The organism is Streptomyces sp. NPDC014864, assembly GCF_043081525.1.
Classification (GTDB): domain Bacteria; phylum Actinomycetota; class Actinomycetes; order Streptomycetales; family Streptomycetaceae; genus Streptomyces.
Window position 1 is genome coordinate 415002 of sequence record NZ_JBIBWT010000002.1, and the last position, 15404, is coordinate 430405.

General features: G+C 70.0%; 15 protein-coding genes. 8 read left to right on the forward strand and 7 right to left on the reverse strand.

Annotated elements, in window-relative coordinates:
• Positions 1-227 precede the first annotated feature (227 nt).
• On the forward strand, positions 228-368 hold the full coding sequence (locus ACF1A5_RS05845) for a hypothetical protein (protein ID WP_392191570.1): 141 nt from the start codon (positions 228-230) through the stop codon (positions 366-368).
• A 30-nt stretch (positions 369-398) separates the two neighbouring features.
• On the opposite strand, the gene ACF1A5_RS05850 is transcribed toward ACF1A5_RS05845, so the two are convergent.
• The 3 genes from ACF1A5_RS05850 to ACF1A5_RS05860 form a co-directional block, all read right to left on the reverse strand.
• Positions 399-2180: a PucR family transcriptional regulator gene (locus ACF1A5_RS05850; protein WP_392191571.1), complete on the reverse strand. Its 1782-nt coding sequence runs from the start codon at positions 2178-2180 to the stop codon at positions 399-401.
• Between the two features lie 1297 nt (positions 2181-3477).
• On the reverse strand, positions 3478-3840 hold the full coding sequence (locus ACF1A5_RS05855; RefSeq protein WP_392191572.1) for a DUF2267 domain-containing protein: 363 nt from the start codon (positions 3838-3840) through the stop codon (positions 3478-3480).
• Between the two features lie 104 nt (positions 3841-3944).
• Positions 3945-4166: a hypothetical protein gene (locus ACF1A5_RS05860; protein ID WP_392191573.1), complete on the reverse strand. Its 222-nt coding sequence runs from the start codon at positions 4164-4166 to the stop codon at positions 3945-3947.
• 246 nt (positions 4167-4412) lie between these two features.
• Between ACF1A5_RS05860 and ACF1A5_RS05865 the strand changes: the two genes are divergently transcribed.
• From ACF1A5_RS05865 to ACF1A5_RS05875, 3 genes are all read left to right on the forward strand, one after another.
• Positions 4413-4622 carry a hypothetical protein gene (locus ACF1A5_RS05865; protein WP_392191574.1) on the forward strand — a complete coding sequence of 70 codons (210 nt, stop codon included), beginning with the start codon at positions 4413-4415 and terminating at the stop codon, positions 4620-4622.
• 161 nt (positions 4623-4783) lie between these two features.
• Positions 4784-5269, forward strand: a complete 486-nt coding sequence (locus ACF1A5_RS05870; protein ID WP_392191575.1) for an Hsp20/alpha crystallin family protein — start codon at positions 4784-4786, stop codon at positions 5267-5269.
• Positions 5270-5375: 106 nt separating this feature from the next.
• A complete protein-coding gene (locus ACF1A5_RS05875) occupies positions 5376-5939 on the forward strand; it encodes a hypothetical protein (protein ID WP_392191576.1) in 564 nt (187 codons plus the stop codon).
• A gap of 62 nt (positions 5940-6001) precedes the next feature.
• Here ACF1A5_RS05875 and ACF1A5_RS05880 read toward each other — a convergent pair whose 3' ends face one another.
• On the reverse strand, positions 6002-6700 hold the full coding sequence (locus tag ACF1A5_RS05880; RefSeq protein ID WP_392191577.1) for an HAD family hydrolase: 699 nt from the start codon (positions 6698-6700) through the stop codon (positions 6002-6004).
• A 17-nt stretch (positions 6701-6717) separates the two neighbouring features.
• Positions 6718-6933, reverse strand: a complete 216-nt coding sequence (locus tag ACF1A5_RS05885) for a hypothetical protein (protein ID WP_392191578.1) — start codon at positions 6931-6933, stop codon at positions 6718-6720.
• Between the two features lie 1007 nt (positions 6934-7940).
• Here ACF1A5_RS05885 and ACF1A5_RS05890 point away from each other — a divergent pair.
• A complete protein-coding gene (locus ACF1A5_RS05890) occupies positions 7941-8192 on the forward strand; it encodes a hypothetical protein (protein WP_392191579.1) in 252 nt (83 codons plus the stop codon).
• A gap of 14 nt (positions 8193-8206) precedes the next feature.
• Here ACF1A5_RS05890 and ACF1A5_RS05895 read toward each other — a convergent pair whose 3' ends face one another.
• Both ACF1A5_RS05895 and ACF1A5_RS05900 read right to left on the reverse strand, forming a co-directional pair.
• Positions 8207-10219 (reverse strand): erythromycin esterase family protein, encoded by a 2013-nt coding sequence (locus tag ACF1A5_RS05895; protein WP_392191580.1) that lies wholly within the window; start codon positions 10217-10219, stop codon positions 8207-8209.
• A gap of 683 nt (positions 10220-10902) precedes the next feature.
• Positions 10903-11058 (reverse strand): hypothetical protein, encoded by a 156-nt coding sequence (locus ACF1A5_RS05900; RefSeq protein ID WP_392191581.1) that lies wholly within the window; start codon positions 11056-11058, stop codon positions 10903-10905.
• A gap of 284 nt (positions 11059-11342) precedes the next feature.
• Between ACF1A5_RS05900 and ACF1A5_RS05905 the strand changes: the two genes are divergently transcribed.
• The 3 genes from ACF1A5_RS05905 (at position 11343) to ACF1A5_RS05915 (ending at position 15393) form a co-directional block, all read left to right on the forward strand.
• A complete protein-coding gene (locus ACF1A5_RS05905; protein ID WP_392191582.1) occupies positions 11343-11975 on the forward strand; it encodes an MBL fold metallo-hydrolase in 633 nt (210 codons plus the stop codon).
• Between the two features lie 874 nt (positions 11976-12849).
• Positions 12850-14784, forward strand: coding sequence for an MFS transporter (locus ACF1A5_RS05910; RefSeq protein ID WP_392191583.1), 1935 nt, complete (start codon positions 12850-12852; stop codon positions 14782-14784).
• Positions 14785-14799: 15 nt separating this feature from the next.
• A complete protein-coding gene (locus tag ACF1A5_RS05915; RefSeq protein ID WP_392191584.1) occupies positions 14800-15393 on the forward strand; it encodes an aromatic acid exporter family protein in 594 nt (197 codons plus the stop codon).
• The last annotated feature ends 11 nt before the right edge of the window (positions 15394-15404 follow it).

Here is a 15404-nt window from a genome sequence, read left to right on the forward strand (position 1 = left end):
CCTGACCGGCTGGCCGTACGCGCGGCGTGGGCGGCGCTGGAGGCGTCCGGTTCTTGCAGCCTGGGGCTTCGAGCGCCGCGGCCACGCCTGGACCTCCGCCTACCGCCCGAGCACGGACTTGGAGACCTCCACCAGCGTTCCTCCGCCGGCCAGAGCACAGATGCGGGTAAGAAGATCGTGGGCCGCAAGCGACGCGTCGTGACCGACCTATCGGCCTCCTCCTGGCGGTGCAGGTCACCGCGGCCGGTATCCAGGACTCCGCAGCCGGCACCCGGCTGCTCGAAACCCACGTCGCCGGCCGTCCCGGCATCCGCAGGGCGGCCCAGATGCTCCTCCGCCGCCCGGCCCACCCACTGCAGCACTGCTGACACCACTCCCACAGGAGTTCCAGCGAGGCGTCAGCCGGGCCCGCCCAGCACGATCTTCCACACTCGGGTCGCCACCTGGAGGTTGAGCCGGTCCTCGACGTTCGCGAGGTCGTTGCCGCTGATGTCGCGGATGCGCTGGAGCCGATAGCGCAGCGTGCTGCGGTGGATCGCGAGGGATTCTGCGGTCTCGTCGTAGTTGCCGCCGCAGTCGAAGTACCGGGACAGGGTCTCCACCATGGCCGCGTGGTGTTGGGAGTCGTAGGCGATGAGCTGCCCGAGCCACTCGTGGACGAACGTCTCCAGTTCCCGGTAGTCGTTGCCGGGTCCCAGGATGCGGTAGAGGCCGAGCTCGTCGAAGAACGCCGTGCCGTAGCGCTCGCGGGAGTGGCGGCGCACTTCCAGGGCGCGCTGCGCCTCCTGGTAGCCGTGGGGGATGTCGTCCAGGGAGTTGCAAGGGTCGCTCACCCCGATCGTTCCGGACCGTGTCCCGGCCTCCCGGGCGAGCGCCTCGTACAGCGCGCGGGCGTGCGGCCTGTCGTCGGTGATCAGGACGACGTGGTCGGAGCGTCGGGTCAGCAGCGAGCGCATGCCCACGGCAGAGGCCGCCCGCCCCACGGTCTGTGCGAAGGAATCGTCGGCGGTCCGGTTCGACCACTGCACCACGACGACGTAGTGGCTGCGGTGCAGGTCGTGTCCGACTGCCTCGGACCGGGCGTAGGCGCTCGCCTCGTCCGTCCCCGCCAAGAGGTCGTCTACCAGCTCGCGGTGCAGCCTCAGCTCCACTTCGGCCAGATTGCGCAGGTGCGTAAGCTCCGGGGCGAGTGAGGCGGCAGCGTGTTCCAGCGCGAGCACGGTGTGCTCGTCGGCCTCGTCCCGGGTATCGACCAGGGCCAGCACGCCCAGGATCTCGCCGTGCGGGCGGATCAGGGTGATCAGCCGGTCCCTTATCCGTACCGGCCCGGCCTGACGGGCGATGGCGTGCAGCATTTCGTCCTGGCGCACTGGGTCCGGTTCGGGATAGGGGATGGGGCGGCTGGGGCCGGTCCAGGACCTCAGTCGACCGAAGCGGTCCTCGACCAGCGCAGGAAGTCCAGTGAGCCCGTGCAGTGCGCGGGTGATGGCTTCCTCGCCGCCGCCCGAGGCAGCGACGTCGGCCATGAGCGCGTGAACCGCTCGCTGGTACCCCAGCTCCGCCCTTACGGAGATCAGCTGCCGCTGGAGGGCGGTGCGTTCCTCCCTCAGCCGGCGCAGCTCCAGCGCGTCCTCGCGTTGGCGGCGGTGCGCGAAAGCGACCGACAGTGCAGCGGCGGTGTGCCGGACGAGCGTGGCGAGCAGGGATCGCTCGACCGCGGTGGGCCGGGAGGGGGATGTCACCACGAGGTAGCCGTGGAGTCCCTCAAGCCCGCGCAACCCCAGGGCCCGGCCCCAGGGTCTTCCGGGTACGGTCACAGGGCCGTCCTGCCCGGCCAGCTCCAGCACCCTCCGGCCCACGGCCAGGGCGTGCGTCTGCCCGTTCCTCGGGCTGGGGACCAGGTCGCCGTCCACCTTGAGGTATCCGGCCTCGGCGCGATATGGACCCGCGGCGTCTATGTGGTCCATGGCCAGGCGCAGGATTTCGCCTTCGTCCGGGGAGTCGAACAGGGCGCGGGAGAGCACCATCAGGTCGCGGAGGGCATGATGGGCCGGGGTGCGAGCGGGTGGGCGGGACCCTCTGCGCGCGGCCGTGGGAGACCGCCCGGCGCTCCCCTGCGGAAGGCGGCCTTCCCGGTCGGAGCCGCGGTGGTACAGGCTGTGCGCCCGACTGCCCACCATGGGACCACTCCGTCCCTCGAAGCCTTCAGAGAACCGAGCGGCATATCGCGTACCCGCTCACGAGCCGGCTTACCCGAGATGTGTGCATCCTTTCTCTCGTACTCGTGGGGCGACCGGACCTGTGCATTCCTGACTCACCGGACGTGGACGGACCAAACCCGTCAAGGTCGATCAAATCCACGGGTCGGTCGGCGGCTTCGAGGTGCAGGCCGTGCCGACCCTCCTCGTCGTTTGGACCAGGGCGAGACGCTCGCCGGCAAGGCCGGCGCGGCACCCGCGCACGTCCTGCGTTCGTGGGTCGAGCAGGCGATGGCGGCCGGCAAACCACTGCCGGAGGGTGAACACGATGGACCACCGCGGAAGCCCCCCGGAAGCACAGAACAGAACTGCATGTTCCCAGGTGCGAACCGTGAGCTCCTCTACCGAAGCAGGCACCTTCACCCGGCCGGTCCGCCGCGCCGGGTGAAGAAGGCGGCCTGCCACGAACCCATGAGAAGACGGAGATGAAGGGTGACGGCCATGCCCCTGCGGAGCCAGCGTAGTGGCGGAACAACGGAGCGGCGCCCCGGTTGGGCCCGCAATCCGCTGGAGACTCCGGTAGGCGGGCAGGCCGACGAGAACAAGTTCGGTGCCCACCTCATGGTGCCGGCCCAGGTCAGCGGGCTCACCGCGCAGGACGACGAGTACGAGGTCACCTTCACAGACGGGTCCCGGATCCGGGCGGGCACCGTATTGCTCGGCTCGGGCGTGTGCTACCCGCAGGCTCACGGTGCATCGACCGCCTGGAGGGCATCAGCGTCTACTACGCGGCGACGGTCCACGAGGCCAGTCTCTGCCGGGCGGATCCGGTGGCCGTGGTCGGCGGCGGGAACTCCGCCGGGCAGGCGGCGCTGTTCCTGCGAACCACGCGTCCAGGGGCCACATCCTCGTCCGGGGCAATGACCTCGGTGCGGACACGGAAGTCCGGGCCCAATAAGCTGACTTATCTGGCTTGTTCGGTGGTCTGCGGGTGTGAGGATCGTTGAGCGGCTGGTGCCGGACGAGCTCCCCGGTCGGCGAGGCACTGGCTGGGATTCGATGGACTCCCCGTCATCACACCTGACAAGCATGGCCAAAAGCCGGCCACGGACCAAAAGCCGGCCAAGTCCGCCGGGCCCTCAAATGCGGCACCGGACAGCACACATGCCGCAAACCGCTTCTTCCAGCCTCCCACGGGCCAGGTCGGCGTCAGACAAGCGCTTGCGAGCGATTCTCATGGAATGCCCGCAGCCGTATTCGGGCGCCGGGATGTCCGACGCTAGATGTTCTGGAACTCGTTCGGCAGTTGCGACATCACATCCTGGAACTCCGTGTCGGGGACGGCCTCTCCCAGAGTCATGAAAACCGCCGCAACGCCCCTGCGCGCCACGGCCTCATCGGCGCCCGCACGCTCACTCACTCGCCGGACGAACTCGGCAACGCCGAATTTCTGGGCGACATCCTCCGGTGGGACCACGGGCGGGGCGATCTCGGCGGGCAGGACGCCGGCCAAGTGCCTGGCCTCGCCGCCGGTGATCCGCTCGGCCAGCGTCAGCATCGTCGCCCGGGTCAGCTCCCTGGCCTGCTCCTCGGGCACGTGGGCCCGCCGGCTGACGAGCCGGACGAACTCGTCGCTGTCCATGGCGCCTCCAATCCTGCAACCCATCCCAGGTACCGTGCATGCACCGCCCCAAACGGCGATCGAAATGCCGACGCGGACCTCGCGGCCGGTGCCGAAAGCGCCGGTCACTGCCCGCCCTGTTCACCTTCCTCGGTAAAGGGGCGCACCGCGTCCAGCAGGACCCTCAACGCACCGGTGAGCATCCCGACCTCGGCGACGCGCTGGGCGTACGCGTCCTGCGGGTATTGCCGCTCTGCCTGCTTGGCCCGCTCGGCGGCGTTCGCCAGGATCTGCTCGGCGGCCTGAGCCGCGGCGCGCAGGGCGGCACGTTCGATATCTCCGGGCATGTGATCTCCCCTGGATTCGGGCGTCGGGCACAGGATTCCCCGGAATGCTTCGACATCGCCAGCAGCCGGTCTTGCCGGGAATGCACAGGTAGGGCACGAGTACGAAGTGCCCCGGGACAAGAACTGAGAAGGAGATATCTCTTCCTCAAGCGTACGGGACGTGCTGGACGCGCTGCAGGACGTCGACTTCCCTGCGGGCAAAGAGGAACTGTCCGGGCCGCCGAGAATGCCGAAGCGCCCGAGGACGTGGTCAAGGCGCTGCGCGCCATTCCCCCGGACGAGTACGGCAACCGGGATGCGGTGGCCAGGTCGGTGCGCGTCGACCCGGCATCCGAGCTGGACCTGAGCACGGCGCAGCGGGCGGAGCGGGCCCGGCACGGCGGCCGCCCCGGCCACTCGCGGCACCTGCGTGAGGTCCCCAAGCCGCCGGTCCAGGACGAACTCGACCAGTCCTGATCCGCCTCCCACGGCATGCGGACACCGGAACGCCCCATGGACAGCGAATCGAACACACGCGCCGCCGCCCGACTTCCCGGCCGCAGGCGTGTAAGCAACCTGCCGCCGGGTACACCGAATATCCGAAATGCCGGATATGTAACTCGTGGAGGTGAGTTCTGATGACGCTACCCGCACGCCGACAGCGAGTCGGCGCCCTGGCGGAGCCCGGGGTCACCGCGTGGACACGCAACCCTCTCGCCGAGTTTGACGATCTGTTCAGCCGGATGGGACGGCTGCTGGAGTCGACCGTGGGGCCCGGCGCCACGCCGGCAGAGATGCCCTGGATCCCGCAGGCCGACATCTCCGAGACGGACGACGCGTATGTGATCGAACTCGACCTGCCCGGCGCCAGGAGTGAGGACATCGACGTAGAGATCAACGACCGGGAACTGGCGATCTCCGGGGAGATCAAGGAGCGCGAGCGCGAAGGCGTCATGCGGCACCGGACCCGGCGCACCGGACGCTTCGAGTTCCGGGTGGTGCTGCCCGGTGACGTGCGGGCCGAGGACGTGAACGCCGCGCTGTCCGACGGCGTGCTCTCGGTGACCGTGCCCAAGGCCCAGCCGGTGAAGGCCCGGCATGTGGAGATCAAGAAGGGGGACTGACCTCCGGCCCCCCAGGCCGGGCGGGGCGGCGAGCGTGAGCCCGCTGCTCCCGCGCCCCAGGCAAGCCCTCCGGCCGCCTTTGTCCATCGCCCTGTGAGGAGTTCTGATGGCAGTCACCGAAGCGGTCATCCCGCTGCTGCGCGACGTCCGCGATGCCGAGGAGGCGGTCTCCGGCCAGTTGCGGGCGGATCTGGCCGCCGAACCCGCGAGGGACCACCGGCAGACCCTGGAGGATCACATCCAGGAGGTCGATGACCACATCCACGAGCTCAATCGCCGCCTGGAGCAGCTGACCGCCCGAGGACCGGTGTCCGAGGCCTTCATCACCCTGGGCGGTCAGGCCGTGAGCACCAGCCGCGTGCTGTGGCGGCTGATGTCGGGGCTGCCGTCGGCCGTGCGGACCGGGCACGATGGCCACACTCCGAAACGCCTCCTGAAGGACATCGAGGAGGAGTTCGCCGTCGCGGCCAAGGCGGCGGCGGCCGCCCGCGCGGCAGAGCGTGTCGCCGATGAGATCGGCGACAGCCTCGACGCCGACATGCTCCGGGGCATCCGCACCGACGACGAGCGGTTCCTCAACAACCTGGACCACAGCCTGGAAGAGGCGGCAGACGTGGTGGTCCGTGTCCAGACCAGCGAGGCCGGCGGGGGAACCGTGCCGTCCTCCTGAGCGGTGCCGTCATCCTCATCCGTCCCCGGGCGCCGGACCGCTCGGGGACGGATGCGTCGCGCTCAGGCGCCGTGCGCGTCCCGGACGCCGAGTTCGCCGATGTGCCCCAGCAGGTCGAGGGGGTCGGCGTACACCCGGAACGCCTGGGCCCGCTCCAGTTCGTCCTGCCCGTATCCTCCGGACAGCAGCCCCACTCCGAGTGCCTCCGCCCGCCGCGCGGCCAGCAGATCCCACACACTGTCTCCGACGACGACACAGTCGCGGGCGGGGATTCCGAGCCGCTCCGCGCCCGCCAGGAACAGATCGGGGTCGGGTTTGGCGTGGCTGACTTCCTCGCGGGTGACCGTCGGCACGTCAGGCGGCACGGCGAGTCTGGCGAACATCGGTGCGGCGTCGTCCCGGCGGGCGCTGGTGGCGATCGTCCAGGGGACGCCGCAGTCCGTCAGCGTCCGGAGAAGCTCCGTGGCTCCGGGCAGTGGCCGGATGGCGTTCGTCCAGCCTTCGAAGTGGCGGTGATGGGCGTTCTGCAGTTCATCGGCCTCCCTCGACGTCAGCCGTACGCCGGTCTCGCGCATCATGGCCTGCACGAGCAGGCCACCGCTCATCCCGATCCTCCGGTGGATCCGCCAGATCGCCAGGCCGATGCCCATCTCGCTCAACGCCTGCTGCCAGGCGATGACGTGCTGGTAGACGCTGTCGACGAGTGTCCCGTCCAGGTCGAAGACGAAAGCCGCGGGCCGGGTGGCCGTACCGTCGGACATTTTCCACATCCCTCCCGTCAGCGGCCGGCCCGGGCCGGCGGGGTATGGGCACCGGAGCACAGCCGCTGTGCCCAGGACTCCTCGACCGTGTCCTTCAGGGCGGTGCGGAAGCGGCCAGGGCCCCGGGCGCGCCCCCTGACGGCCTGTTCAAGCGCCTGCCGGCCTAGTGGCCCGTACCGTTCGAGTGTCGCCGCCACCTCGTCGATCTCCTCGTTGTGCGACCGGTCGGTCATGATCTCTCCGGAACGTTGCGGCGGACCAGCATGGTCCCCAGTCCGAGGAAGCCGCCGTTGCCGAAGGCCACCCGCCAGCCGACGTCCGCGGGGAACCAGGCGGTGTTCAGCAGGACGAATCACCCAGGCTCCCAACGGCGACCCCGACCCAGTAGCTGCCGTTGATGGTCAGGTCGACCCGTTGCGGGCCGGGATGAACTCACCGGGGCCGGCATCGGTGTGAGTGCGCGGCCATCAACTCGGCGGTCGACGAACGCCATGCTGCGCGCCGGGTATGCGATCGGCATCGGTGCACGGTGACCAAATCGCGCGGTCGGAATCGACCCGGCGGGCTGAGACACCGCGGACGAGCGGGCGGTTCTCGGAAGGTCAGCAATGCACGGCGCATGGGTCAGGAATCCGGCCTCTCGCGAGACGGCACCGGAGTAGTTGGGTGAGGTGTTCGCGCTGTCGACGCTCGCCATGTTCGAGTCCGCCGGGGAGGACGATGTCGTCGCCCTCGGCGCATCCTGCCTGCTGTCCGCGGGCGCCTGGCCGCTGCCGCAAATCTGCTGCGCGACGGATCCCTGCAGGCGCGGTTCCCCCGCCCACCCGGCCCGTCCGGACGGCCGCGCCGTGGCCGCCGGGGTGCCGGCGCTGCAGGGCCGCGACGGCAGGCTGACCTGTCCTGCGGGGGCAGTACCCGGGCGTTCGCGCTGCGCCACCGTGACTGCGGGGCCGTGAGCGGATGTCCCCCCCGAAGGGACGATCGATCCGCACCCGCCGGACGTCAGGCAACGGCACACCCCATCCATCGATCCCGTGACCCAAACGAGACGGCCTGGGGGAGCCCGCGGCGGCGGAGGTCAGCCGCCCGGGTGATCGGGCGTCAGGAGACACGGTTGCACCGGCAACGGCTGGTGTGGGGCGTCGTCAGGAAGGCGGTGGCCCTCGCGGTACGCACGGCGGTGGGAACCGGGCGTGTGGCCAGCGCGCGCGATCGCCGGTTTCGTGCATATGGTCGTGATATGTCCGTCTTCATTAAGCTCGTAGAGGTTGGTGATCCCAACGGCTACACCAACCGCACCATCTGGGACGTCGCCTACGAAGATGTGGTGAACGAACTCAGTTACGCCTACGACCTGCACCCCAGCGGAGCTCTGAGGGTCATCCGGGTGCCGGTCGGACTGCCTGCGGCAGTGGAGTCCGTGTTCAGTCCCGGAGTGTGGTTCAGGGTGCAGGGCCTCTGGCACGGGGCGGACGGCTCCGGTGCCTCGTAAGGCGGCGGCAGCTGTCAAACGGCGAACGGGTAGGTCTCGGGGACCTCGCCTCCCTGCCACTCGGCCGTGCGCTCCAGGGGTTCGACGGCCCGGGTCCCATCGATGTGGATGACGCCGTCGAACTGGTCCGAAATGCGCGCGCGGAAGTAGTGGCTCTGCCGCTCGGTCTCCGGCCGGTAGATGATGCCGATCGCCCGCTCAAGGCGCGCCTTGCGCAGCGTGTCGGCGGCCAGGGGCGTCCGGTTGAACGGAAGCAGAAACTCATTCTCGCCGACCTGGTGGAACATATCCTCGACGCTGTCGACGAGTGCCGGGCGCACCGCCTTGCGCACGGCCGGTCCTCCCCAGTCGTCCGCGGCTGTCACCGTGCCGGTGTAGGTGGTGAAGCCCAGCAGGCAGCAGTCATCAGGGTGTGCCTGCCGCACCAACTGGCCGACGTTGAGCTCGCCGCGGAGCGCGGCTTCCGTGCCCCGGGCATCCCCGAGGTGGGAGTTGTGCTCCCACACCACGATCCTGGCGGGGCTGCTCCGCTGGTGGCTGAGATGCTCGGCGAGCGCCTCCAGGGTCTCGACCATGTGGCGTTCACGCAGATTCCAGGACGACACCTGCCCGCCGAACATCGTCCGGTAGTACTCGGCCGCGTTCTTGACCGTGCGCGCGTTCTGTTGGGCATAGAACTGGTCGTCCTCGGCGAGCAGTCCGTCCCGTCGTGCGTATTGCAGCGCATGGCGCTCCAGCTCGACGAGTTGGTCCACGACCTGCCGCTCGCAGGTCTCGCCCGCTCCGAAGGCGGCCTCGAACCCCCAGGCCCGGGCGTCGCCGTCGGTGTTGTAGTGATCGAAGCAGGCGTAGCGCTCACGGGCCTGCTTCGCCGCCTCGGGATCAACGCGGTCCAGGTAGCTGATGACTTCCTCGATCGAGCGGTACAGGCTGTACAGGTCGAGACCGTAGAAGCCCGCTTTCGCCCGCTCGCCGCCGGAGACCCGGTCGTTGTGTTCCCGCAGCCATCCCACAAAGTCCAGCACCGCAGTGTTCCGCCACATCCAGGTGGGGAACCGCCGAAAGCCGCGCAGTGACTCCTCGGCCGTGACGTCGTCGCTGCGGTCCCGGACGTAGCGGTTGACCCGGTAGGAGTCGGGCCAGTCGGCCTCGGCCGCGACCGCGCAGAAGCCCTGCTCCTCGATCAGCCGCTGCGTCATGCGGGCGCGCGCCTGGTAGAACTCGTGCGAGCCGTGTGAGGCCTCGCCGATCAGCACGAAGTGCGCGTTGCCCACCAGGTCGAACAGTGCCTCGTCGCTGGGCACGCCGTCCTCGACAGGGAATGCCTCGGCGCTGATGAGAGCGACCTCGCTCGCCCCCTCCCCGGCCGGCTCCGCGGGCCTGCTCGCCGCCCGGCGCAGCAGCCTCCGCACCTCCTCGTCCGTGATCTGGCGGAAGTCCCAGTAGGACGCGCCGACGGCGAAGAACGGCGACGGGGTGGTGGCGCAGACCACGTCGTCGGCCGTGTCGGCCAGCTCGCGGCAGGTCGACTCGGAGGCGGCAGGAACCGCGGCGACGAGCCTCGCCGGCCGGTGGCGGCGCAGGGCCTGGATCGCGGCACGCATGCTGACCCCGGTGGCAAGGCCGTCGTCGGCCAGGATCACCGTGCGGCCCTCCAGCTCGGGAGCGGGCCGTCCCTCCCGGTAGGTCTGCTCCTGGCGCAGCAGCCGCCGGGCCTCCCGCTCGGCGGCGCTGCGCAGCGTGCCCGGCAGGATACCCAGGCCACGGACGACGTCCTCGTTGAGCACCACCAGCCCGCCGGCCGCGATGGCTCCCATCGCCACCTCCTCCTGACCGGGCACGCCGAGCTTGCGGACCAGGAGAACGTCGAGTGGGGCACCCAGGACCGTGGCGACCTCGTACGCCACCGGAACGCCGCCGCGCGGCAGGCCCAGCACGATCACGTCGGGATCGCCGCGGTAGCGTTCCAGGAGCTTGCCGAGGACCCGGCCGGCATCTGCGCGATCACTGAAGAGGCGGTTCGACATGGGCAAGCTCCGTGCGGTGTGCGTTGCGTGATCGAGGCCGGGTTCCGATGGGCGGCTCCCGGGATCACGGCGAGGGATGCACGGCTTCCGTCGTCATCGTTGTCGAGGTCATGCCCGCGTGCCCGGCAGGTCGCACGAACCGGCCTCAGTCCATGCAGCGGTTCAACCTTTTCGCCGTTTCACCGACAGCGGCTCGTGTACGACGAGTCTGTGCCAATTGTACGTCCGGCGCCGCAGGCCGGGCCGGTCAGGCAGCACCCGCCGGGGCCGGATGCGGGGCGGGTCTGTCACCACCCGGTCACCGGCCCCGATCGATCTGGTGAGCGCAGGCCACCTGCCGGCATAGTCGCGCCGCCAGGACCATGACGCCTCGTCAGCCGAACCACCGCCGCGATCGCGCACCGCGGGCCCCGGCGTCCTACCGGCCCGCGGCAGTTGTCTGCGCCGGCGGGGTGTCCGGCTCGGCCTGCTGTTGCTTGAATCCCATGCCGAGCGGGCGGGCGAGTCTCAGGACGTCTTCGTCCACCCGCTGCGGATGCCGCAGTGCCACCTGAGTGAGCGGTTTCGCTGCTGCTCCGTCTCCGGCGCCGCCCGCCTTCCGGATCCGGGGGCGTGAGGGGCTTCGAAGTCCTTCTGCGCGGTGGCGGTTCCCGCCTCGGCGTCGAGAGGCAAAGCCAGTGCGGTCAGACCGGTCGGCAGTCCCAGGGCCGGCGTGACCGCTGATCGCGCCGGTGCGGATCGGAGACGGCGAACGAGAAGACCTCCTCCGCCGCCGCACCGGTGACCAGGAGCGGAAGAGGGATGTGCAGCGCGCTCATCACGACGACGGACAGCAGCACGCTCAAGACGATGCGCAGCGCGTTCAGCAGCCGGATGAACCCGGGATCGGAGGCGATGACCCGGTCCCACGGGGACGTCGATCTTGCCGGTCGAAGGGTTCCGCGTCAGCCGTCGCCGTCCAGCGGCCCCTCCAGGGCGTGCCGGACTTGCCGCGCCGCGCCCTGCGAGGTCCACTGGCGTAGAGGGCTTCGCCGGGAAGGGGGCGTCCCATGAAACCGCAGGTACGCGATCCGATCACCCGCATGGTGCGCCATGGCGGCCGGCTTCCGGCGGTGACGTCCCGATGACCGCCCACGTCGAACGCCTGCTGACGGTAAGCAACGTGACCGGGGCACACGGCGTCCCTGTGCGACTGGAGAACAACGTGTGGATCGTCGGCGACGACGAACAGGTCCTCGTGATCGACGCCGCCCACGAGCCCGATCTCATCGCCGAGGCGGTCGGCGACCGCCGCCTGGTCGGGATCGTGTGCACCCACGCGCACAGCGGCCACGTCGATGCGGCCGTGGAGCTGTCCGACCTGACCGGGGCACCCATCCTGCTGCACCGCGACGACCTCGGGCTGTGGCACGACATCTACCCGGACCGCACCCCTGACGACGACCTGACCGACGGCCGGGAGATCGATGTCGCGGGAACGGAACTGAGGGTACGTCACACTCCCGGGCACACGCCGGGCTCCGTCAGCCTGTACGACCGGGTGCTGCACACCGTCTTCACCGGTGACACGCTGCTGTCCGACGGTCCGGGTATGGCCGGGCGGGAGGGCTCCGATTTCCCGAGGATGATCAACTCGATCCGTGAGCGGCTGATCTCCCTGCCGGCGGACACCGTGGTCTGCCCCGGGCACGGCGATGTCACGACCGTCGGCCAAGCGGGGCAGCACGTCGACGAGTGGGTGGAACGGGGCCTTTGAACCGGGGCGCCACCGGAGTTCCCGCAACGCCGGGGGCTGGCTCGTATCCGAGCAACAGATCCTCCGTTCGTTTGCTGACCACCGGCAAAGATCTGCGGACCGACCGAGCGCAGCGCCACTGTCCGGAAAGGCGCCGGGCGCCGTGGCGCGGCTCGGTTCCCGTGCCGCGGGGGGCGCTTGCATTCCTTCGGTCGTCAGCGGTTGGTCCGTGCGTCAGGGCACGGACCGGTCGCCGTCACCGTGCCGACGACGTGCGGAAGCAGCGGACGCGCTGTGCCGTCGTGTTCACCGTGTCGAGCACTTCGTCAGGGCGCTTCCGCCTGCAGGATCAAATGGCGACTTCGCCTCTTGTACTGGACGGACGAAGGGACATATCGGCAGCGGAATGTCCACTGAGCCCCGCAAAATGCCATAAAATGGAAGATCCCCGTCACCCCGTGCATCGTTTGACCAGAGATCCAGGTGACGCCATGAATGCCTTTGCGCAGGACAACGTCTCAAGGCGCCGGGGGTCTGTTATCGGGGGCCGAACCTGCTCTCCTGGCTCGTGCCAGCCGCACGCCACGCCACAGGCGCACGGGGAAGAGCCCCACCAACGGTGCCCGTCGCCCGAGGTCCTCGGCGTCCTCGTGGTCGAACGCCCGCGCATAACGCTCCGCGTCCTCGGCGCTCGGATACCGCTTGCTGCCATGCGCCCCGCAATCGCGCTCGCAGCGCCAGCGCATGGTGGCGCCCTCGCTCTGGAAGCGGAACCGATGTCCGACAAGACGGCAGCGCAGCACAAGGAGGGACGTTACGCCGGACACGGGGCGCGAGCCCGGTCCCTCGCCCGTACGGCGGATCGGCCGTGTCCCGAGGCGGAAGGGGCGGCGGCATGACCACCACCTCCGAACTCCGTATCGTCACCACGAAGGTCCCCGCCCGCCTCGACCGGCTGCCGTGGTCCCGGTTCCACTGGCGGATCGTCATCGGCCTCGGCACCGTCTGGATTCTCGACGGTCTCGAAGTGACCATCGTCGGCGCGGTCGCCTCACGCATGACCGAACCGAACAGCGGCATCCACCTCACCAGCGCCGACATCGGCACGGCCGCCGCGATCTACGTGGCGGGCGCATGCGTCGGTGCCCTGCTCTTCGGCCGGCTCACCGACCGCTACGGGCGCAAGAAGCTGTTCATGCTGACGCTCGGCATCTACATCCTCGCCACGGTCGCGACCGCCTTCGCCCACGACGCCTGGTACCTCTATCTCGCCCGGTTCTTCACCGGCATGGGCATCGGCGGGGAGTACGCGGCGATCAACTCGGCCATCGACGAGCTGATCCCCGCCCGCAACCGGGGGCAGGTGGATCTGGCCATCAACGGCAGCTACTGGGTGGGGGCCGCCCTCGGCAGCCTGGCCGCCCTGGTGCTCCTCGACGAGAACCTGCTCCCGGCCGGCCTCGGCTGGCGACTGGCCTTCGGCCTCGGCGGCATCCTCGGTCTCGGCATCATGTTGGTCCGCCGCCATGTACCGGAGAGCCCGCGCTGGCTGTTCATCCACGGTCACGAGGACGAGGCCGAACGCATTGTCGACCAGATCGAGGACGAGGTACGCCGGGAGACCGGTCAGGACCTGCCCGAGCCGGCCGAGGCCGTCACCGTCCGGCAACGTGACGTGATCCCGTTCACCGAGATCGCCCGAGTGGCCCTGCAGCGGTACCCGCGACGCGCCCTCCTCGGCCTTGCCCTCTTCGTCGGCCAGGCCTTCCTGTACAACGCGATCGTCTTCGACCTGGGCACGCTCCTGAGCGGGTTCTTCGGCGTGGGCTCCAGCTCGGTGCCGTACTTCCTCACCGTCTTCGCGATCGCCAACTTCCTCGGCCCGCTGTTGCTCGGTCGACTGTTCGACACCGTGGGCCGCAAGCCGATGATCACGGGCACCTACTTCGGCTCGGCCGCCGTGACGGTGGTCCTCGCCGTCCTGCTGGTCAACGGCTCGCTGACGGCGTGGTCGTTCTTCCTTCTGGTCTCGTTGACCTTCTTCGTCGCGTCCGCCGGAGCGAGCTCCGCCTACCTGACCGTCAGCGAGGTCTTCCCCATGGAGACCCGAGCCCTGTCCATCTCCCTGTTCTTCGCCGTCGGCACCGCCGTGGGCGGCATCACCGGGCCGCTGCTGTTCGGACACTTCATTCACAGCGGCGACACCACCCTCGTGGCCACCGGCTTCTTCATCGGAGCGGCGGCCATGGCCCTCGGTGGGCTGGCCGAGGTCGCCTTCGGAGTGAAGGCCGAACAGCAGTCCCTGGAGAACATCGCCAGGCCGCTGACCGCCGAGGAAGCCGACGCGGCCTGGCGGGGCGAGCGGGCGCCCCAGGACGAACGGGACCGCCTCCGCCCCGCGGACATACGGCAGGCCGCGCGCGAGCGGGACCAGCGGATCGCCGCCCGCACGGCCGGCCGCCGGGCGCGAGAAGGCACCGGGGCGCGGCGGTACCGTCCGGGCGTCGCCGCGGGCAGTTCCTTCTACTCGCCGGGGATGGTCGGAACCACAGGCGCCGCGAGCCGCACCTCCGCCATGGCCGAGCAGCGCCTCGACGAGGAGATCGAAGAACTGGTCCGGGCCCTCGAAGAGAGCGGGCCCGCCACACGCGAAGGGCTCGAGCAGGCCGTCCATGGCCGGTCGTGGGGACCCGGGCGCTTCGCAGGGGCCTTGCGGGAGGCCGTCGGGGAGTCCCGCGTCCGCCACCTGCCGGACGACCGTTACGCGCCGCCGAACCGGCCCGGCAAGCCGGGCGGAGCATCCGGCCCCCACCGGAACCGCAGCGAATGAGCTCTGGCCGGTACCGTGCTCACTTCCCCGGCCCCGGTGGTGGACCTGGTCAGGCGGCGCAGGAACCCGTCGTCCTCCGGACGCCGGCCGACCGCCGCCGCGGTCCTCGCCTACCTCGCCGGTCTGTGGCTGTCCGGCAATGCGCGACCCCTGCTGGCTCCGCTGACGGCCTTGCTCGTCGTGCAGGTCACGCTGCACGCGACCTCGACCCTCGGCATCCGGCTCATCGCCGGCGTGGCCGTCGGCGTGCTGATCGCCGTCGGCTTCGCGGACGCCGTGGGACTGACCTGGTGGAGCCTCGGACTGCTCGTCCTGGTCTGCCTCCCGCTCGGCCACCTGCTGCATCTGGCCCCCTGGGGGGAAGAGGTCGCCGTCACGGACACGCTCGTCCTCGGTGTGGGCGGGCAGCGGACCGAGGCGCACGAGGGCGTCATCGAAACCCTGATGGGCGTGACCGTGGGCGTCCTGCTCAACCCGGTCGTGGCCCCGCCCCTCTACGGGGGGCCTGCCGGCGAGGCGAGCAGGGACGTCGCGGCACGGCTGCGGCTGCTGGTGGGCCTGTCGCGTGGATCGAGCAGGAGCCGGTCGTTCGGCCGCTCCGGACGATGAAAGAACACATC